This window comes from Saxibacter everestensis, assembly GCF_025787225.1.
In the GTDB taxonomy this organism is placed as follows: Bacteria; Actinomycetota; Actinomycetes; order Actinomycetales; family Brevibacteriaceae; genus Saxibacter; species Saxibacter everestensis.
On record NZ_CP090958.1, the window covers coordinates 910806 to 930519 of the forward strand.

Sequence of the window (19714 nt, forward strand, 5' to 3'; positions counted from 1 at the left end):
AGCATGCACGGCGAGTACAAAGTGCCCGGCGGAAAGCTGGTCGTTGTGGACCTTGAGGTCCGCGATGGAAGGATCGATGACTTCCAGCTCAGCGGTGACTTCTTCCTCGAACCCGAAGAGGCATTGGACGACATCAACCGGGCAGTCAGGGGTGCTCCAGCGGACACCGATCAGGCAACGCTTGCGTCCCGGATTCAGGCGGCGCTTCGACTCGACGCAGAGCTGAACGGCTTCACGCCCGATGCGGTGGCCATCGCCGTCCGCCGGGCGATCGGTAATGCCGCGGACTGGAGAGACTTCGACTGGCAGATCATCCACTCGCCGGTGCTGCCGACAGTGCAGAACGTCGCGTTGGATGAGGTGCTCGCGCAGGAGGTCGCGGCCGGGCGACGCAAGCCAACCGTTCGGTTCTGGGAGTGGGAGGACAAGGCAGTCGTCATCGGATCGTTCCAGTCCGTGAAGAATGAGGTCGATCCCGAGGGGGCCGCCCGGCACGGAGTGCAGGTAACCCGCCGGGTATCGGGCGGCGGAGCAATGTTCATGGAGGGCGGCAACTGCATTACCTATTCGCTGTACTTCCCGTCCAAGCTGGTGTCGGGGCTGTCATTCGTTGATTCGTACGCCTACCTGGACGACTGGGTGTTATCCGCACTGAAAAGCGCGGGGGTCGAGGCCTGGTACGTGCCGATCAACGACATCACCTCGGCGAACGGCAAGATCGGAGGCGCGGCCCAGAAGCGCTTCGGTGCTGGAACCGTGCTGCATCACGTGACGATGTCGTACGACATCGACGCCGACAAGATGGTCGAGGTGCTGCGGATCGGGAAGGAAAAGCTCTCCGACAAGGGCCACGGCTCGGCGAAGAAACGGGTCGATCCGCTTCGCCGGCAGACCGGCATGCCCCGGGAGGACATCATCGAGCGGATGATCGATACATTCGTATCGCGCTATGGCGCCAGTGCCGACACGATCTCCGATCATGAGATGGCTCTCGCCGAGAAGAGCGTTGCCACCAAGTTCGGCACCAGGGAGTGGACCGAAAGGGTGCCCTAGCAAAAGTGGCGGTACCCGAGGGCCCGACGGTATTACGGTAATCTGGCTTTCAGTGCCCATCGGGCACGCGTCCTAATAGTCTTCATTCCCTGGAGTACCCTTGCGTCAGGTTCAGCCCAGCGTTCAGCTCATTGCCAAGCCTCAAATCGACTGGGATGCCATTCGCGGATACCTCGATGAGGTCGGCGGCACCACCTGGGCTGACCGTGTCCAGGAGGCGGATAGCCCCGATGGTGAGGATCTGGTCGAGTTCTCCGGACGGATGTGCTATCGGTCCTGGGAGCCCGGGCTGAACCCGAATGTCTCCAAAGTGCGCACCGACTCCTCTTCGTACCTGGCGAACGTTATCTCCTCGCAGCATGGCTCGGTGATGGAGCACGCGAACTACACATTCATCCTGCACAATGTCTCGCGGGTCTACACCCATGAGCTGATCCGGCATCGGGCCGGATGTGCCTACAGCCAGGAGTCGCTGCGCTTCGTGCGGCTGGAGGACCTGCCGTTCTGGTTCCCGGACTGGGCCAAGGAAGACCCCGAACTGATGGAGCGTTCGCTCAAGCTGCTCGACCAGATGGAAGAGCACCAGAAGTGGATGGCCGGGCACTTCGATCTCGACAAGGCAGGCCTGCCGTTCTCGGAGAAGAAGCACAAGACGTCGTTCATGCGGCGGTTCGCGCCAGAAGGCCTCGCCACGGGCATTGTCTACACCGCAAACCTGCGCTCGCTGCGGCACGTTATCGAAATGCGCACCGCCAAGGGAGCAGAAGAGGAAATTCGTCTGGTGTTCGGCCAGGTCGCCGACATCATGAAGCAGGAGGCGCCAGCTATCTTTGCCGATTACACCGTCGAAGACGGCAGCTGGATTCCCGGGACGCGCAAGGCATAGGCCGGGCACCGGGCGAGTCAGGCAGACTGTTAACCATGACTTCCTTTCAATGCAGCGCCGCGGACCGGGATTGGTGTTCCGAGGCAATCCGGAAGGTTGAGGCCGATGCGCAACGTTCGGCGGACACCCACCTGCACCAGATCCCGCTGCCGGAGTCGTGGGGGATCGACCTCTATCTCAAAGACGAGTCGGTACACCCGACCGGCAGCCTGAAGCACCGCCTGGCCAGGTCGCTGTTCCTATACGCGCTGTCCAACGGCTGGTTACGCGAAGGCACGACAGTGATCGAAGCCACCAGCGGCAATACAGCCGTGTCCGAGGCCTACTTCGCCCGGATGATCGGCCTGCCTTTCGTCGCGGTGATGCCGCGCAGCACGAGTCCGGTGAAGATTGCCCGGATTGAGGCGTATGGCGGCAGCTGCCATTTCGTCGATGCCGCGCCGGATATCTACGCGGAGGCCGAGCGGCTCGCCGCCGAGTGCGATGGCCATTACCTGGATCAGTTCACCTATGCCGAACGGGCCACCGACTGGCGTGGCAATAACAACATCGCCGAATCGATCTACGGACAGCTCGAGCTGGAACGGCATCCGATTCCGAGCTGGATCGTGGTGGCTGCAGGAACTGGCGGGACGTCATCCACGATTGGCCGTTACATTCGCTATCGGCGGCATCAGACCAGGCTGGCAGTCGTCGACCCGGAGAACTCCTCGTACTATCCGGGCTGGGCCGACAACATCAGCGACTATTCGACCGGGATGCCTTCTCGAATCGAGGGGATCGGCCGTCCGCGGATGGAGCCTAGTTTCATCCCGACCGTCATCGATCAGATGATCCCGGTGCCGGATGCCGCCAGCATCGCCGCGATGCGCCAGCTGGCGGCGTACACCGGCCGCAGCGTGGGCGGGTCCACCGGGACCTGCATGTGGGGAGTGTGGACCCTGATTGCGCAGATGCTTGAGCGAGGCGAACGCGGCAGTGTCGTCACACTGCTGTGCGACGCCGGAGATCTGTACGCCACGACCTACTACGATGACGAGTGGCTGGCCGCCAAGGGACTACAGCCGGAGCCCTACGAACAGCAGATCGCGGGCTTGCTTGCCACCGGATCGTTTACCGCCTGAGCCGTGCCGCGGGAAGCCGTGGCAGACAAAGGAGAAGACATACTCGGCCGACTGAGCCGTTTCACGAATAAGGAGCAATCTATGGGGTGGCGGATCACCAGGCCGGCAGCGATTTTACTGACTTTGGCACTCGTTGTCAGCGGATGTACCGCAACCGCCGAGCAGGAAGCGCCTTCGTCCCCGACGCTGGCGGCAGTCCGGGACAAGGTTTCCGTGATTGATGGCTCCGCCGCGGAAATGTCGATAGCGGCAAGTGGGCGGTTCTTCAAGACGAGCCCAACAGTTGTCGTTGCGGTGGACGGGGATTACGCCGCAATCGGACACGCCTCGACTGCCGCAGTCGGCCTCGGCGTTCCGCTGATTGTCGCCGAGCGAGGTTCCGGCGACACCGGCCCCATCGCTGCCGAGCTCGATCGACTGGGGTCCGGCACCGTCGTGGCATTCGGCTCGCCGACGGGCGGCTGGCAGCCTTACACCGGCGATCGCACGGTCGTTGCAGGACCGGACAGCGCCGAGGGTTTCGACAAGAACCTGGGTCTGAAGGCTACGCCGGCCGACAGCAAGGTAAACGAACTGCAGCAGAGCGTGGCCGCGCTGCAGCGCGATAAGCTCGGCCTGATCAGCGTTCAGGATGCCGATACGGCCGGGCGCACCACGACCGAACCCTCGGATGAGAAACTCCCGGATACAGCCGCGTCGGCAAAGTCGGTGGACGCTACGGTGGTCGCTGGCCGGCAGGGCACCGCCGCCGCCCCCGCCCTGGCGACGGCCCGGGCGGCAAACTCGCCGGTTCTCAACGCCGACAGCGAAAACGTGTTCGGTTCGCAGGAAGTTATCGACGCGGTTCATAAGCGTCAGGACAAGCCGGTTATCGGCATCGGCATCGGTCCCGAATCGGTGGTTCAGTACCGGCTGGAAAGCGCTCAAACCGGATACCAGCTCCCCGGCGGCGGCCAGACGGTGTTTCCGGGGCGACGAATGATTGCGCTGTACGGCCACCCGGGCACGAAGTCGATGGGAGTGCTCGGTGAGCAGGGCATCGATGAATCGATCGCCCGGGCAAAGAAGGTCGCCAAAAGCTACCAGAAGCACAGCGAAGAACCGGTGGTGCCCACCTTCGAACTGATCGCCACGGTTGCATCCGCTGCCAAAGGCAAGGACGGCGACTACTCCTATGAGACCCCGGCGAAGGACATCGAGCCGTGGATCGACGCCGCCGAGAAGGCTGGCGTTTATGTGGTGCTCGATATCCAGCCCGGGCGCACCGATTTCCTTACCCAGGCAAAGCTCTACGAGGACCTGCTCAAGCGTCCGAACGTGGGACTTGCCCTGGACCCGGAGTGGCGTCTGAAGTCGAACCAGAAGCACCTGGCGCAGGTCGGCTCGGTGAAAGTTGAGGAGGTCAACGAGGTATTGAACTGGCTGGCCGACCTCACCCGGGAGAACAAGCTTCCGCAGAAGGTTTTCACGCTGCACCAGTTCAAACTGAAGATGATCCAGGATCGCGAGCGGCTCGACACATCCCGCGAGGAACTCGCAATCGTACTGCACGCCGACGGGCACGGCAGCCCAGGGGAGAAGATGTCGACGTGGCAGGCGTTGCAAAAAGGCCTGCCGAAGTCGGTCTGGATGGGGTGGAAAAACTTCTATGACGAAGACAAGCCGACATTCTCGCCCGAGCAGACGTACGCTATTGATCCCAAGCCGTGGTTTGTCTCCTATCAATGATGAGCCCGCGTTCAACTAAGGAGGAAACGTCATGGTGACGGGTAAGGGAGCCAAGGACGCCGCGGATGATGCATCGGAATCCGCCGCCCACGCCGGAAAACAGGCCGGTAACGCGGCGCGGCAGGCGGGGGACAGCAAGACTCTGGAAACAGTCGGCCGCTGGGGCTTCTTCTTCTCCGGGCTACTGCATGTGTTGATCGGGCTACTGGCCCTGCGCATCGGTTTCGGCGGCAGCGGAGGCAACGCCGACCAAACCGGGGCGTTGGCAGAGATAGCTGGCAAACCCGGCGGAGCGGCCGTGCTTTGGGTGGCAGTTTGCGCGTTTTTTGCCCTCGGCCTCTGGCAGGTGACCGAGATTCTGTTCGGCGCCAGGGCGGCGAAAGACCGGGAGAAGCTGAAACACAGGGCAAAATCGCTTGGCCAGGCGATTGTCTACTTCGCACTTGGTTCCAGCGCCCTGACCTTCGCACTTGGTGGCAGCAAAGACAGCGGAAAACAGAGCAGCGGCGTCAGTGCCCAGTTGATGCAGTCGACTGCGGGCAAGGGCGTGCTGATTGTCGGCGGAGCGATCATTCTCGGCGTCGGCGTGTATTACGTGGTCAAGGGCCTGCGGCAGAAGCATCGTGAGCAACTCAAGGACACATCGAGCACGCTGGGCAGGACCGTGGTGTGGCTGGGCACGATCGGCTATCCAGCCAAAGGCGTAGCACTCGGCGTGGTCGGGATCCTGTTTGCGTTCGCAGCGATTACCGCCGATCCGAAAAAGGCTCAGGGTATCGACGCCGCGGTGAAGACGCTGGGCAGTTCTCCGGCCGGATCGGTGCTGCTGATCATCGTTGGGCTCGGCGTCATCGTCTTCGGCCTTTACCTGATGGGGCGGACCAAGACGGGCAAGATGTAAAGAAGCTTCAGCGCGGCGCCACGTTGATCGCTTCCAGCGCGGCCAGCAAACGAGCTCTTAGCCGGTTGCCGCGGTCGCCGAACTCCCGTTGCGCGGAAACATACGCGGCCTTACCGTCCGGTGTCTCGATGGCCACCGGAACATAGCCCCAGCCGCTCAGGTCATATGGCGAAGCCCGCATATCCAGTTCACGAATGTCCTGGGCGAGGTCGAAGCAGTCGAGCAGCAGTTCCCCGGGCACCAGGGGCCCGAGTTTCGCGGCCCATTTGTAGAGGTCCATGCCGGCGTGCAGGCACCCAGGCTGCTCCAGCTCGCGCATCCGCTCCCGGGTCGGCTGGAATTCGTTCATCGGCGCGGCTTCGTCGGTGAAGAACCGGAACGCATCGAAATGACTGCAACGAATCCGGTGCCGCTCGACGACCGCGTCGGTTCCATCGGAGCCCAGTCGTAGCGGCACACCATTGTGGCGCACATCGTCATCTGACTGCCGGTACACCATCGCCCACTCGTGCAAGCCGAAGCAGCCGAACTCCGCCCGCCGCTCGCTCGTGTTCAGCAACAGCTCCCGGATGAACAGCAGCCCATCGCCGCGATCGGCCAGGTACCTGTCGGCATCGACGGACGCCGTTCCAGCCGGATCGACCGAGTACCAGCGCCAATCGGCACGCTCGGCGGCGCCGACGAGCTCAACTTCCGCACCCGGGTGCCAGCGCTTCAACTGGCCCGGTTTGAACGGATAGTAGGTGAATAGAAAGTCCTGCACCGGGTGCGTTTCGGCCCGGGAGCGCCTGGCCAGGTGCGCCTCGGTCAGTGCGGTCGCCCGCTCCAGATGCGCTGCCTCCCGAGCGCGCCACTCGGCCGGACTGAGCCGTGGCCGCGAGAGGCCGGCGTCGCCGCTGGTCGAAGCGAGGTGCGAACCATTACCGTGCATAGCCCCATTGTGCCCGCAGCGGGGACTGGCTCGGAAACGAGCGCCAGGCAGATCGTGAGGTTCTGCAGCCATCTACCTTTCGGAACCCGGACCTCGGAGGCCCGGGCGAGGAAAAGCGCGGGCGTCCAGGCCGGATATGGTTGGGCGCTATGACCGCCCAGCAGCAAATCCACGATCTAACCGCCAGCGTTCCCGGTTTCCCGAAACCGGGAATCACCTTCCGCGACCTGACGCCGGTATTCGCCGATCCATCGGCATTCCGGGCAGTCACGGACGAACTCCTTGCCCCCTTCGCCGGCTCAATCGATGCTGTCGCAGGCGTAGAGGCCAGGGGATTCCTGGTGGCGTCTGCGGCCGCCTACGCGGCGGGCCTCGGCGTGATCACGATTCGCAAAGCCGGCAAGCTGCCGGGCCGGGTGTTAGCGCACAGTTATGACCTTGAGTACGGCACTGCGACGCTGGAGATCCAGCCGGACGGGCTTGCCGCAGGCGCCCGGGTACTGCTGCTCGATGACGTGCTCGCAACCGGCGGCACACTTGGGGCCAGTTGCGAACTGCTTGAGGAGGCGGGCTGCACCGTCGCCGGCATCGGGGTCGTACTCGAACTCGAGGGACTCTCCGGCCGGGCGAACCTGGCCGGCCGCACGGTGCACGCATTGGCTGCCCTGCCGGGGTGATAGCCGGGGCAGTAGGCTTGGGGGCGTGCGTATCGCGAGATTTACCCTGGAAGATGAACCCCACTACGGCATCGTCGAAGGCGATCTGAGGACTGACGACGCCGACGGCTTCGGGAACCTCGAGCTCGTTGTGCTGTCCGGCGACCCCTTCTTCTCGCCGGCCGAGCCGACCGGTCAGCGGGTCAAGGTCGACGACGTGCGTCTGCTCGCGCCGATTATTCCGCGGTCAAAGGTAGTCGGCATCGGCCGCAACTACGCCGAACACGCGGCCGAACTCGGCAATGAAGTGCCAAAGGAACCGCTGATGTTCTTCAAGCCGAACACAGCGGTAATCGGACCGGACGACCCGATCCGGTTGCCGGCACGCTCGGAGAACGTCAGCTACGAGGCGGAACTCGCCGTCGTCATCTCACGAATCTGCAAGAACGTGCCGCGCGAACGTGCGCAGGACTGCATTCTCGGCTACACCATCGCCAATGACGTCACCGCACGAGACCTGCAGAAGACCGACGGCCAATGGGCACGGGCCAAGGGGTTCGACACGTCATGCCCGCTCGGGCCGTGGATCGAAACCGACCTGGATGTCGAAGACCTTGCGATCCGGTCCTGGGTTGACGGCGACCTCAAACAGGACGGCCGAACCTCGCAAATGATCCACGACGTGCCCGATCTGATTTCCTACGTTTCCGAGATGATCACCCTGCTTCCCGGCGATGTCATCCTGACCGGCACGCCGGCCGGGGTCGGACAGATTGTTGCCGGCCAGCGGGTCCGAATCGATATCGAGGGCATCGGCGTCCTCAGCAATCCAGTTCTCGACTAGACCTTCCCCCAACACCAGAAAGCTGTCACAAAGTGAGCTCCGATGTACGCGTCCGTTTCTGTCCTTCGCCAACCGGCACGCCTCATGTCGGCCTGATCCGCACCGCCCTTTTCAACTGGGCTTATGCCCGGCACACCGGCGGCAAGCTGGTCTTCCGAATCGAAGACACCGATGCCGCCCGGGATTCCGAAGAGAGCTACCAGCAGCTCCTTGAGGCATTGTCCTGGCTCGGGCTGGGCTGGGACGAGGGTGTAGAGGTCGGTGGCCCGCATGAGCCGTATCGCCAGTCGCAGCGCGCGGACATCTACCGCGACGTGATCAACAAACTGGTGACCGGCGGGCACGTCTACGAGTCATACTCGAGCCCGGACGAAGTCGAGGCGCGGCACAAGGCTGCCGGGCGCGACCCCAAGCTTGGCTACGACAACTTCGATCGCGAACTGACCGAGGAGCAGAAAGAGGCCTTCCGCTCCGAGGGTCGCGACCCGGTGCTCCGGTTGCGGATGCCGGACGAGGACATAGTCGTCAACGACCTGGTCCGCGGCACGATCACATTTCCGGCCGGATCGGTTCCGGACTTCGTCGTGGTGCGTGCCAACGGCAAACCGCTCTACACGCTGGTCAACCCCGTGGACGATGCCCTGATGGACATCACCCACGTGCTCCGCGGCGAAGACCTGCTCTCCTCCACACCACGACAGGTAGCGCTGTACCAGGCCCTGATCGCTGTCGGCGTTGCGGAGATCGTCCCGCAGTTCGGCCACCTGCCGTACGTGATGGGCCAGGGCAATAAGAAGCTGTCAAAGCGAGATCCCGAATCGAACCTGTTCCTGCACCGTGACCGGGGGTTCATTCCGGAAGGCCTGCTGAACTACCTGGCGCTGCTTGGCTGGTCGATCGGCCCCGATCGGGACGTGTTCTCCATCGACGAACTGATCGAGAAGTTCGATATCCAGGACGTCAACCCCAATCCCGCGCGTTTCGACCAGAAGAAGGCCGAGGCGATCAATGGATCGCAGATTCGGCTGCTGGATCCTGAGACCTTCCGCGCCCGGCTCGTGCCGTACCTGCAGGCGGAAGGATATCTGGGGGAGTCGCTCAGCGCCGAACAGGAACAAATCCTGACCGATGCTGCGCCGCTGATCCAGGAGCGAATCGCCCTGCTGGGTGAGGCACCCGACATGCTGGGCTTCCTGTTCGTCTCCGATGCGGCGCTCGACATCCAGGAGGACGCGCTCGCCGGGCTCAAGGGTGATCCGGCCGAGGTGCTGACCAGCAGTATCGCTGTCCTCGATGAACTGGACGACTGGACCGTTGAGGCCTTGCAGACCGCGCTGAAGGCGGAACTGGTCGAGAGGCTGGGGATGAAGCCACGACTGGCCTTCGGGCCGCTGCGCACCGCGGTTTCCGGCCGGCGGGTGTCGCCACCGCTGTTCGAGTCGATGGAGATCCTCGGCCGGGAGTCGACGCTGACCCGGTTGCGGGCTCTGGCCGGCAAGCTGGGCTGATGGGGTGACCCGAGTGCACCACGTCGGCAAAGGCAGCGGCACTCCATTGTTGATGATCCACGGCTTCTGCGTCGATCATCGATTGCTGCTCAGCTTGGAACCGCTGTTCGAGCCCAGGACCGGGTGGCGACGAATCTATGTCGACCTGCCCGGAATGGGACACACCGTCGCCGGACCGGAAATCGACAGCGCCGACGCCGTCGCGGCATCCGTCGTGGACTTCGTCCGGGCGGAGATCGGGGATCAGCGCTTCGCGGTTCTCGGCAACTCCTTTGGCGGCTTGATCGCCCGTCACGTTGCCTCGGTCTTCGGTGACCAGGTGGCCGGCCTGGCCCTGCTCTGTCCTGTGGTCATCTCCGACGCGGCGGGCCGCACGGTGCCGCCGCGATCCGTCGTGGTCGAGGATGCCGATCTGCTATCGGGGCTGGATCCTGACGATGCAGCGGAGTACGCCGACATCGCCGTGATTCAGTCCGCGGAGAACTTCGAACGATTCCGCACCTGGGTCTTGCCCGGCCTACGGTGCCGGGACCGGCGGGCCACAGCTCGAATTGCCGGCCGATATTCGCTCAGCCGTGATCCGGAAGCATCCGCGCCGGCCTTTGGCGGGCCCGTCGTGTTCATTACCGGTCGCCGGGACCATGTCGTCGGTTACTCGGACGTTGAGCGCCTGCTGGAGCACTATCCGCAGGCGGTAAGCGCAGTGCTTGAGGACGCGGGCCACAACGCGCACCTGGATCAGCCAGAGCGCACGGAGACGCTGCTGGGCGATTGGCTCGATCGGGTCGAGCTCAACGTAGGCGCAACCAACGGACTCGAAGCATGCGCAGGCAGCCGGCCGAAAATGTGGCGTGCCTAACAAATTGGCGCTGACGGTCGATCTCGTTTTGGCGAAAGGGCGTTCATCCGGTAATGTTTTTCGACGGTACGACTTGCGAAAAACAACTTCGGTTTAGCGCGGGTTATACCCTGTTGGGGTATGGTGTAATTGGCAGCACGAGTGATTCTGGTTCATTTAGTCTAGGTTCGAGTCCTGGTACCCCAGCTCGCAGGAGCAACGCAAAGTGCGAAAGCATGATGTGCGTTCTTGCAGGTTGCCTCGCATCCGCGAAGCAGCAAAGGCCCCCGTCGTCTAGTGGCCTAGGACGCCGCCCTCTCAAGGCGGTAACGGCAGTTCGAATCTGCTCGGGGGTACAGCTGAAGCCCGTCTCCATTAATGGAGACGGGCTTCTTTTTGGTTTGGCGGCGAGCCAGAACACGTCTGCCCGCGAGCCAGAACGCGAACTTCCGGCCGGCCCTCGATCAGGATCGCGAGCTGCGTGCAGGAACGGGTCTGAATGCGCGCGCGGTCTTGCACAGGGCTCGCGGTCTGTCGCCAGGGGCGAGGACTCAGACGCTGGACTTGGCGAGGGAGTCGGTCAGGGCATTTGCCGCGTTGACCACACTTGGCGCGTGCAGGCGACCGGGCTGGCGGGTGAGGCGTTCGATCGGGCCCGAGATGGACACCGCCGCAACAACCCGGCCGCTCGGCCCGCGGACCGGCGCGGAGACAGACGCAACGCCGGCTTCCCGCTCGGAAACGCTCTGCGCCCAGCCACGGCGCCGGACGCCGGATAGGACGGTGGCGCTGAACCTGGCTCCGCGAAGCCCGAGGTGCAGACGGTCCGGCTCTTCCCAGGCCAGCAGGACCTGGGCTGCCGAGCCAGCCTGCATGCTGAGCGTCGCGCCGACCGGAATCGAGTCCCGGAGGCCGATCGGACGTTCTGCCGCGGCAACGCAGATCCGCACATCGCCTTGCCGGCGGTACAGCTGGGCGCTTTCGGCGGTTCTATCCCGGAGCGTGCTCAGGACCGGGCCTGCGGTTGCGAGCAGCCGGTCTTCGCCCGCTGCGGCCGCCAGCTCGGCCAGCCGGGGCCCGAGTACGAACCGGCCCTGTAGATCTCGGCTGACCAGCCTGTGGTGCTCCAGGGCGACCGCCAGTCGATGGGCCGTGGGCCGGGCCAGCTGTGTGGCTGCCACTAATTCGGCAAGGCTTGCCGGGCCGGCTTCCAGGGCCGAGAGCACCGTGGCCGCCTTGTCGATGACGCCAACTCCGCTACTATTGTCCATAGGACGATATTGCCGTCTCGAAGCGTGAGATGCAAATCCGAAGGCGCATTACGGCGTTCTACAGTGTTAATTCGCCGCCATCGCGGCTTGCTCGTTCAATTGCTAGGTATTGCCAAGGAGGACTCAATGGGCCAGACACTGGCTGAGAAGGTGTGGGACGCACACGTCGTGCGTCGAGGTGAGGATGGAACACCGGACACTCTCTACATTGATCTCCACCTCGTGCACGAGGTCACGTCACCGCAGGCGTTCGAGGGCCTGCGCCTGGCCGGCCGCCAGGTGCGCCGCCGCGACCTGACCATCGCGACCGAAGACCACAACACGCCGACCTGGGACATCGACAAGCCTATTGCCGATCTCACCTCGCGGACGCAGATCGAGACGCTTCGGAACAACGCGAAGGAATTCGGCATCCGGATTCATTCACTTGGCGATGCCGAGCAGGGCATCGTTCACGTTGTCGGCCCGCAGCTGGGCCTGACGCAGCCGGGTATGACTGTTGTGTGCGGCGACTCGCACACCTCGACACACGGCGCGTTCGGTGCGCTGGCCTTCGGCATCGGCACCAGCGAGGTTGAGCATGTCATGGCTACCCAGACGCTGTCGCTGGCGCCGTTCAAGACCATGTCGATCCTGATCGAGGGCGATCTGCCGGAAGGGTCGAGCGCCAAGGACATCATCCTGGCCGTTATCGCCAAGATCGGCACCGGCGGAGGCCAGGGCTATGTGCTGGAGTATCGCGGCGAAGCGATCAAGGCGCTGAGCATGGAAGCCCGGATGACGATCTGCAATATGTCGATCGAGGCCGGCGCACGAGCCGGCATGATTGCGCCTGACGAGACGACGTTCGACTACGTCAATGGCCGTGATCACGCCGCCACCGGTGCCGACTGGGATGACGCCGTCGAGTACTGGAAGACACTGCACACCGACGACGACGCGGTTTTCGATGCCGAGGTTGTGCTGCAGGCCGCAGATATCGAGCCGTTCGTGACCTGGGGAACGAACCCCGGCCAGGGACTGCCGCTTTCGGCCAATGTGCCCGACCCTGCGGACTTCGCCGACGAAAGCGACCGGGTCGCGGCGGAGAATGCGCTGCGGTACATGGATCTGCAGCCCGGCACCAGGCTGAAGGACATTGCGGTCGACACAGTGTTCCTCGGCTCATGCACCAACGGCCGGATCGAGGATTTGCGTGCCGCTGCCGATATCGTCAAGGGCCGCACGAAAGCCGACGGTGTCCGGGTGATGGTCGTTCCCGGATCTGCCCGGGTGCGCCTCGAGGCGGAGGCCGAAGGCCTCGACCAGGTGTTCAAGGACTTCGGCGCCGAATGGCGGTTTGCCGGCTGCTCGATGTGCCTTGGGATGAATCCGGACCAGCTGAAGCCGGGAGAGCGTGCCGCCTCAACCTCGAATCGAAACTTCGAAGGCAGGCAGGGCAAGGGCGGTCGTACCCATCTCGTCAGCCCGCAGGTAGCTGCCGCCACGGCCGTGCGGGGCACGCTGTCGTCACCCGCCGACCTGGTACCCGTCGCCGCGGAACTCGCGGACGCCAAGTAAGTAAAGCTCGCGGACGCCAAGTAAGTAAAAGGATTAAGCATCATGGAAAAGTTCTCATCGCACACCGGAGTCGGTGTGCCGCTGCGCCGCAGCAACGTCGACACCGATCAGATCATCCCCGCCGTCTATCTGAAGCGGGTCTCCCGCACGGGCTTCGAGGACGGGCTCTTCTCCGCATGGCGTCAGGACGAGAATTTCGTCCTGAATCAGGAACCGTTCAGGAACGGTTCTGTGCTGGTGGCCGGCGCCGATTTCGGCACCGGGTCCTCCCGTGAGCATGCGGTCTGGGCGCTGAAGGACTATGGCTTCAAGGCAGTGCTTTCGAACCGGTTCGCGGACATCTTCCGGGGCAATTCGGGCAAGCAGGGGCTGGTCGCTGCCCAGCTGGCGCAGGACGACATCGAGCTGATCTGGAAGATCCTGGAGAATCATCCGGGCACCGAGGTGACGGTCGATCTAGAAGCCCGCATCGTGCATTGCGACACCCTCACCGTTCCGTTCCAGATCGATGATTACACCCGCTGGCGCCTGCTCGAGGGCCTGGACGACATCGGCCTGACCCTGCGCCACGAGGACGAAATCACAGACTTCGAAGCGCGGCGCGCTGCCTGGCGTCCAAAAACGCTCTCGCTCTGAGCGGCATCGAAAAGCGGGTAAAGTCTATCCCGGTGACTTTTCACCGGGAAGGACTAAATCTATGCTGACAGTTCAGGGCGGGACTCCGCTTCGCGGCACCGTGAGTGTGCGCGGTGCCAAAAATCTGGTGCCAAAGGCAATGGTGGCTTCGCTACTCGGCTCAGAACCGAGTGTGTTGCGAAATGTGCCAGGAATTCGCGATGTCGATGTCGTCCGGGGCCTGCTCGAGCTGCACGGCGCAACGGTTTCCTCCGGCCCGGATGCGGGCAACCCGGATGGCGAACTGGTCGTTGACCCGCGCAACGTTGAGTCCGCTCACGTCGCCGACATCGACGCGCACGCCGGTTCCAGCCGGATCCCGATCCTGTTTTGCGGGCCGCTGCTGCACCGGCTCGGCGAGGCATTCATCCCGGATCTCGGCGGTTGCCGGATCGGCGATCGGCCGATCAACTACCACCTCGATGTGCTCCGGAGCTTCGGCGCCACGGTCGACAAGCTGGACTCGGGTATTCACATCTACACCCGGGACAGGCTCCGCGGCACGAAGGTGCAGTTGCCATATCCCAGCGTCGGTACCACGGAACAGGTCCTGCTGACAGCGGTATGCGCCGAGGGCCTGACTGAACTCACCGGCGCGGCCATCGAACCCGAAATCATGGATCTGATCGCGATCCTGCAGAAGATGGGCGCGATCATCAGCGTCGACACCGACCGGGTGATCCGGATCGAGGGCGTCGAGAAGCTTGGCGGCTACGTTCACCGTGCATTGCCGGACCGGATGGAAACCGGTTCCTGGGCATCTGCCGCATTGGCGACCCGGGGCGAGATCTACGTGCGCGGCGCCAACCAGCCGGACATGATGACCTACCTCAACGTCTTTCGCCGGATCGGTGGCGAATTCGATGTCGACGAAGATGGCATCCTGTTCCGGCATCCGGGCGGCGACCTGAATTCCCTCGTGCTGGAGACAGACGTCCATCCTGGTTTCATGACTGACTGGCAGCAGCCGCTCGTCGTTGCGCTGACCCAGGCCCGCGGACTCTCGATCATTCACGAGACTGTCTACGAGAACCGGTTTGGTTTCACCGAGGCGCTCGGCAGGATGGGCGCCGTCATCCAGGTGTACAAGGAATGCCTCGGCGGCATCCCCTGCCGGTTCGGCCAGCGCAACTTCAACCATTCGGCCGTCGTCTCCGGTCCGGCAAAGCTGCATGGCACTGACATAGTGGTGCCCGATCTGCGTGGCGGCTTCAGCCACCTGATCGCCGCGCTTGCCGCCGAAGGCGAATCGACCGTGCAGGGCATCGAGCTGATCAACCGCGGTTACGAGAACTTCATGGAAAAGCTGAACGCACTCGGCGCGAACGTCACCCTTTCATGACCGACGCTCACGACCCCGGCGTTGATCTGCTGGCCAATGCGCTGCGCCCGGTCATCAACATCATGGCGCGGCACAAGTGGATGGGCCTGGAGAACATCCCCGCTTCCGGCCCGGCCATCGTCTGCCCGAATCACCTGAGCCACGTCGACCCGATCCTGATCGGCCATTACCTGTACAACAGCGGACGGCTGCCGTACTTTCTGGCGAAGTCATCGCTGTTCAAGTTCCGGCCGGCCGGCTGGGCGCTGACCCGCGGTGGGCAGATTCCGGTATTGCGCGACACCCGGGACGCCTCGAAGGCGCTCACGTTCGCCAGGCAGGCGATTGCCGAGGGCAAACTGGTGGTCATCTATCCCGAGGGAACACTCACCCGGGACCCGGAGCTCTGGCCGATGCGAGGCAGGACCGGTGCCGCCCGGCTGGCGTTGGAAACCGGCGCTCCTGTCATCCCGATGGCGCACTGGGGGATCCAGAAGGTGCTGGCGCCCTACTCCAAAGCGCCCAAGATCTTTCCGCGACGACAGTTCACGGTGACAGCTGGCAAGCCGGTCGACCTTTCGGCCTATGCCGATCGTTCGCTCGACGGCGGAACACTGCGGGAGGCGACGAGTACCATCCAGGATGCGACCGTCGAACTACTTGCGAAGCTTCGGGGCGAGACTCCGCCGGAACGTCGTTTTGTTTACAGAGGAGCCAAACCGTGAGCGTGTCAGTACCCGAAGCCGACCTCGACGTAGCCGTGATGGGCTGCGGCAGCTGGGGGACAACCTTCGCCCAGGTCGTCGCCCATGCCGGTCACAACGTGATGATGTGGGGCCGGCGTCAGGAAGTTGTCGACGAAATCAACACTCGTCACCAGAACTCCGACTATCTCGGCGATATCGCGCTGTCCGACCGGATCCGTGCCACGACGGATCCTTCGGAGGCGCTCGCGGGCCGGCCGATCGTCATTCTAGCCGTGCCCGCGCAGTCCCTGCGGGCGCAGCTCGAGATCTGGAAACCCCAGCTTCGCCACGACGCAATTCTGGTCAGCCTGATGAAGGGGGTCGAGCGGGGCACCCATCTGCGGATGAGCCAGGTGATCGTAGAAGCGACCGGCTGGCCCGAGGAGCAGGTCGCCGTCGTCTCCGGCCCCAATCTCGCAATGGAGATCGCCCAGCGTCAGCCGTGTGCGACGGTCGTCGCCTCGAGAAGCGAGGCGACCGCTGAGCTGCTTGCGCACGCGACCGCCAACTCATACTTCCGGCCGTACACCAACACCGATGTGATCGGTGTTGAGCTTGGCGGGGCGGTGAAGAACGTGATCGCGCTGGCCTGCGGAATTGCCGAAGGCCGGGGCCTTGGCGATAACAGCAAGGCTTCGCTGATAACCCGCGGCCTTGCCGAGACCACGCGTCTGGCTGTCGCAATGGGCGCCGACCCGCAGACCATGTCCGGCCTGGCGGGCCTTGGCGACCTGGTGGCCACCTGCGCCTCGCCGTTGTCGCGCAACCATTCGGTGGGCGTGCTGCTCGGCAAGGGCCTAAGCCTCGAGGAAGTTGTCGCGAAGACCAAGCAGACTGCCGAAGGCGTCAAGTCGTCCGCCGCCATTTTGCAGCTGGCCGCGAGTGTTGGCGCGGACATGCCGATAACGGAGGCCGTTGTCGCGGTTATCGCCGGCAAACTGTCGGTCGAGGACCTCGCCGATCTGCTGTTGTCCCGCGCCCGGAAATCCGAGAACAAATAGCTGCATCCAGCCCGCGTTGCGAAACGTGGACAGTGAAACGTGGACAATCCCGGAACAAGTCAGGAATCGAGAAGCGCCGTAGGCTGAACGGCGGCTAGTCTGGCTGCCATGGAGATCACGACCCACGTCCGGGAGCGGTGCAATGGCTGAGAAAACACTTCAACGAAACGCATCTGATCCGCCGGCGATCGGATTCGAAGGGCACGTGCAAAGTATCGGCGACCGGACGATAGTGCGGTTCCCCGATGATGCAAGCGCCAGGCTGCCGTCCCGTGGCCAGGTCGCGGTGAAGGCCGTGCTGACTGTCAAGGCGGCACCGAACGGGCACGCTTTCGACGCAGTTGTCGAACCGGATGGCATGCGGGGTCATTGGCTCGAGGTCGGTAAGAAGTTGCTGAAAGCCCTGACACTCGGTGATGGCGACACCGTGTCCATCGAGGTCGAACCGACCAAAGACTGGCCAGAGCCCGACATCCCGGCGGACTTCCAGGCTGCTCTGGCCGACGCCCCGGATATCACCGAGGAGTGGAAAAGCATCACGCCGATGGCGCGCTGGGAATGGGTGCGCTGGATCAACGCCACGAAGAACGCCGAAACACGCAAGCGACGAGTCGAAGTCAGTATCTCGAAACTTCGATCCGGTAAGCGGCGGCCATGCTGCTTCGATCTTGCGGCGTGCACCGACCCCGACCTTTCGAAGAGCGGCAAACTCGTCGACACTGTGTGAAGCACTCCGCAGGCCAGCAGGCCAGCAGGCCAGCAGGCCAGCCGACCCGGGCTCAGCCCTTGGCCATTTCCCGTGGGAGCATCGGCCAGTCGGCCGGCGGGTCTTCCCCGACGCGCCCGTCGATCGCCTCGCGCAGCAGGTCCATGTGGCCGGTGTGACGGCCGTACTCCTCGATGATGTCGTGCAGGTGCCGGCGCACGCTGGGGTGCGCCCCCTCGAACTCGAGGTGGCCCGGCTGATCCAGCCCGCCATCGCCCACGAGTTCGCCCAGCCTGGCGCGGGAGCGACCGACAGCGGCCTCCCAGAGGGCGTAGACCTGCTCCGCCGTCTCGTCGGGATCCACCGTGAACTGCCAGCGCGCTACGTCGTCCTCCGGCGCCGACATCCAGGTGACCGGCGGCTGACCGGACATCCGCCAGCAGAAGACGTCGTCTTCGCATACCGCCAGGTGCTTGAGGAGGCCGCCCACTGTCAGGTCGGAGGTGGGCACGGCCCGGGCACGGAGCTGGTCCACGTCGAGGCCGTCCGCCTTCCAGCGGAACGTCGCGCGGAGTCGCTCTAGCGTCCCGGCGAGGTGCTCCAGGTCGGTGCCGGCTAACGGGGGTTCCCAGGATGGGTCTTGAACAGCCATGGCGTCTCGTCCTCAGGATGTGGGGTATCTGGTGAGTCCGATAGTAAGCGCAAGGCCGCCAAGGCGAAATGGGCCGCGTTGTCGCCTGAGGCTCAGTCGGACAGCGCCTGATCGATGTCGGCCCAGAGGTCGTCGATATGCTCGATGCCGGTGCTGATCCGGATTGTTGCGGCCGGCACCGTGCCGGGTTCGCCATGTCGATGCCGACGTTCCCAGCTGCTTTCAACCCCACCGAGGCTTGTCGCGCTCACCAGCAGCTTCGCGCGCGAGATCGCGGCATCCGCGCGGGCTACGCGTTCCTGCTCCGAGTCTCCCGCAGGCACGAACGACAGCATGCCACCGAAGTCGGACCACAGCGATTTCGCCAGCTGATGCCCGGGATCTGCCGGAAGCGATGGATGGTAGACGTGCGCGACGGCTGGATGCCGGGCCAGGCGGGCTGCCAGCTCGCTCGCGTTCTGACTGGCCCGATCTAGCCGGACGCCGAGGGTGCGGATGCCGCGTAGTGCGAGCCAGGCCTCCTGCGGGCCCAGAATCGCTCCGCGATGTGTCCGGTAATCGTGCAGGCGCTCGGCGGTCGCCTCGTCCCGGACTGCGATGGCCCCAGCTACGACGTCGGAATGACCGGAAAGATATTTCGTCACCGAGTGCACGACCAGGTCGGCTCCGTGCTCCAGCGGTCGGACGAGCAGGGGAGTGGTGAACGTGTTGTCGACCACCAGGGTGCCGCCGCAGTCCTGGGTTATCTTCGCCAGCGAAGGCAGATCGAGCACCTCGATCATTGGATTCGTGCTGCTCTCGGCCCAGACCATGATCGGTCCTTGACCGGCCGCCTGCTCCACCGTTTGCCGGGTCTCGGCCAGGTCGGTGAAATCGCAGCTCATGAACGTTATGCCGCGAGTTTCGACGTGATCGCGCATCAGCACAAGCGACCCCGCATACAGGTGGCGATGCGAGACAACCGTGCCGTGTGCCGGCAGGAGCGACAGGGCGGCATCCATTGCGGCGGTGCCGGAGGAGAACACCAGGGCGTCACGGGCCGATTCCAGGTCGGCGATAGTCGCCTCGAGATCTTCCCAGTTCGGCTGCGAGGAGCGCGCGTAGGTCCGGCCGGGCGGCTGCTGGGAATCGTGGTCGGCGACGTAGGTCGACGACATGGTGAGCGGGGACACGACCGGTGCGTCTGGGACTTTCGCCGGGCGCCCGGCGACGACGGTCCGGGTGTACAGGCTGGAACCGGCTGCGATGTGGGTCATGAAAATCACCGTACTCGACCGGGAAATGCGCGGCCTCGGGCAGGTTCCCTATAAGCT

General features: G+C 64.0%; 19 protein-coding genes and 2 tRNA genes. 17 read left to right on the forward strand and 4 right to left on the reverse strand.

Annotated elements, in window-relative coordinates; genetic code table 11:
- The first annotated feature begins 3 nt into the window (after positions 1–3).
- The 5 genes from lplAB to LWF01_RS04480 all read left to right on the forward strand — a co-directional run bounded on the left by lplAB (position 4) and on the right by LWF01_RS04480 (position 5692).
- Positions 4–1053, forward strand: a complete 1050-nt coding sequence (gene lplAB / locus LWF01_RS04460; RefSeq protein WP_349639840.1) for a lipoate-protein ligase LplAB — start codon at positions 4–6, stop codon at positions 1051–1053.
- A 100-nt stretch (positions 1054–1153) separates the two neighbouring features.
- Complete coding sequence (gene thyX / locus LWF01_RS04465; RefSeq protein WP_349639841.1) at positions 1154–1939, forward strand: FAD-dependent thymidylate synthase; 786 nt, start codon at positions 1154–1156, stop codon at positions 1937–1939.
- 35 nt (positions 1940–1974) lie between these two features.
- Complete coding sequence (gene cds1, locus LWF01_RS04470) at positions 1975–3063, forward strand: L-cysteine desulfhydrase Cds1 (RefSeq protein ID WP_349639842.1); 1089 nt, start codon at positions 1975–1977, stop codon at positions 3061–3063.
- 81 nt (positions 3064–3144) lie between these two features.
- Entirely contained in the window at positions 3145–4791 is a 1647-nt protein-coding gene (locus LWF01_RS04475; protein ID WP_349639843.1) for a hypothetical protein, read from the forward strand.
- A 31-nt stretch (positions 4792–4822) separates the two neighbouring features.
- Positions 4823–5692: a DUF1206 domain-containing protein gene (locus LWF01_RS04480; protein WP_349639844.1), complete on the forward strand. Its 870-nt coding sequence runs from the start codon at positions 4823–4825 to the stop codon at positions 5690–5692.
- A 7-nt stretch (positions 5693–5699) separates the two neighbouring features.
- Here the strand turns inward: LWF01_RS04480 and LWF01_RS04485 are convergent, their stop codons facing one another.
- Entirely contained in the window at positions 5700–6623 is a 924-nt protein-coding gene (locus LWF01_RS04485; protein ID WP_349639845.1) for a 3-methyladenine DNA glycosylase, read from the reverse strand.
- Positions 6624–6772: 149 nt separating this feature from the next.
- On the opposite strand from LWF01_RS04485, the gene LWF01_RS04490 reads away from it, so the two are divergent.
- The 6 genes from LWF01_RS04490 to LWF01_RS04515 all read left to right on the forward strand — a co-directional run bounded on the left by LWF01_RS04490 (position 6773) and on the right by LWF01_RS04515 (position 10825).
- Positions 6773–7300: an adenine phosphoribosyltransferase gene (locus LWF01_RS04490; protein WP_349639846.1), complete on the forward strand. Its 528-nt coding sequence runs from the start codon at positions 6773–6775 to the stop codon at positions 7298–7300.
- Positions 7301–7325: 25 nt separating this feature from the next.
- Complete coding sequence (locus LWF01_RS04495; RefSeq protein WP_349639847.1) at positions 7326–8123, forward strand: fumarylacetoacetate hydrolase family protein; 798 nt, start codon at positions 7326–7328, stop codon at positions 8121–8123.
- 32 nt (positions 8124–8155) lie between these two features.
- Positions 8156–9631, forward strand: coding sequence for a glutamate--tRNA ligase (gene gltX, locus LWF01_RS04500; RefSeq protein ID WP_349639848.1), 1476 nt, complete (start codon positions 8156–8158; stop codon positions 9629–9631).
- Between the two features lie 4 nt (positions 9632–9635).
- Positions 9636–10490, forward strand: coding sequence for an alpha/beta fold hydrolase (locus LWF01_RS04505; protein ID WP_349639849.1), 855 nt, complete (start codon positions 9636–9638; stop codon positions 10488–10490).
- A gap of 114 nt (positions 10491–10604) precedes the next feature.
- Positions 10605–10676 (forward strand) — tRNA-Gln (locus LWF01_RS04510).
- 76 nt (positions 10677–10752) lie between these two features.
- Positions 10753–10825, forward strand: a tRNA-Glu gene (locus LWF01_RS04515).
- A 195-nt stretch (positions 10826–11020) separates the two neighbouring features.
- Here LWF01_RS04515 and LWF01_RS04520 read toward each other — a convergent pair.
- Complete coding sequence (locus LWF01_RS04520) at positions 11021–11740, reverse strand: IclR family transcriptional regulator (RefSeq protein ID WP_349639850.1); 720 nt, start codon at positions 11738–11740, stop codon at positions 11021–11023.
- 126 nt (positions 11741–11866) lie between these two features.
- On the opposite strand from LWF01_RS04520, the gene leuC reads away from it, so the two are divergent.
- From leuC to LWF01_RS04550, 6 genes are all read left to right on the forward strand, one after another.
- Positions 11867–13300, forward strand: coding sequence for a 3-isopropylmalate dehydratase large subunit (gene leuC / locus LWF01_RS04525; protein ID WP_349639851.1), 1434 nt, complete (start codon positions 11867–11869; stop codon positions 13298–13300).
- 42 nt (positions 13301–13342) lie between these two features.
- Positions 13343–13936 (forward strand): 3-isopropylmalate dehydratase small subunit, encoded by a 594-nt coding sequence (gene leuD, locus LWF01_RS04530; protein ID WP_349639852.1) that lies wholly within the window; start codon positions 13343–13345, stop codon positions 13934–13936.
- 61 nt (positions 13937–13997) lie between these two features.
- Positions 13998–15317 (forward strand): UDP-N-acetylglucosamine 1-carboxyvinyltransferase, encoded by a 1320-nt coding sequence (gene murA / locus LWF01_RS04535; RefSeq protein WP_349639853.1) that lies wholly within the window; start codon positions 13998–14000, stop codon positions 15315–15317.
- On the forward strand, positions 15314–16021 hold the full coding sequence (locus LWF01_RS04540) for a lysophospholipid acyltransferase family protein (protein ID WP_349639854.1): 708 nt from the start codon (positions 15314–15316) through the stop codon (positions 16019–16021). Before murA ends, LWF01_RS04540 begins: the two co-directional genes overlap by 4 nt.
- Positions 16022–16059: 38 nt before the next feature.
- Positions 16060–17043 (forward strand): NAD(P)H-dependent glycerol-3-phosphate dehydrogenase, encoded by a 984-nt coding sequence (locus LWF01_RS04545; RefSeq protein WP_349640821.1) that lies wholly within the window; start codon positions 16060–16062, stop codon positions 17041–17043.
- A gap of 142 nt (positions 17044–17185) precedes the next feature.
- Complete coding sequence (locus tag LWF01_RS04550; protein ID WP_349639855.1) at positions 17186–17770, forward strand: YdeI/OmpD-associated family protein; 585 nt, start codon at positions 17186–17188, stop codon at positions 17768–17770.
- A 52-nt stretch (positions 17771–17822) separates the two neighbouring features.
- On the opposite strand, the gene LWF01_RS04555 is transcribed toward LWF01_RS04550, so the two are convergent.
- Together LWF01_RS04555 and LWF01_RS04560 are read right to left on the reverse strand one after the other, a co-directional pair.
- Positions 17823–18401: a mycothiol transferase gene (locus LWF01_RS04555; protein ID WP_349639856.1), complete on the reverse strand. Its 579-nt coding sequence runs from the start codon at positions 18399–18401 to the stop codon at positions 17823–17825.
- A gap of 92 nt (positions 18402–18493) precedes the next feature.
- A complete protein-coding gene (locus LWF01_RS04560; RefSeq protein ID WP_349639857.1) occupies positions 18494–19657 on the reverse strand; it encodes a trans-sulfuration enzyme family protein in 1164 nt (387 codons plus the stop codon).
- Positions 19658–19714: the final 57 nt, after the last annotated feature.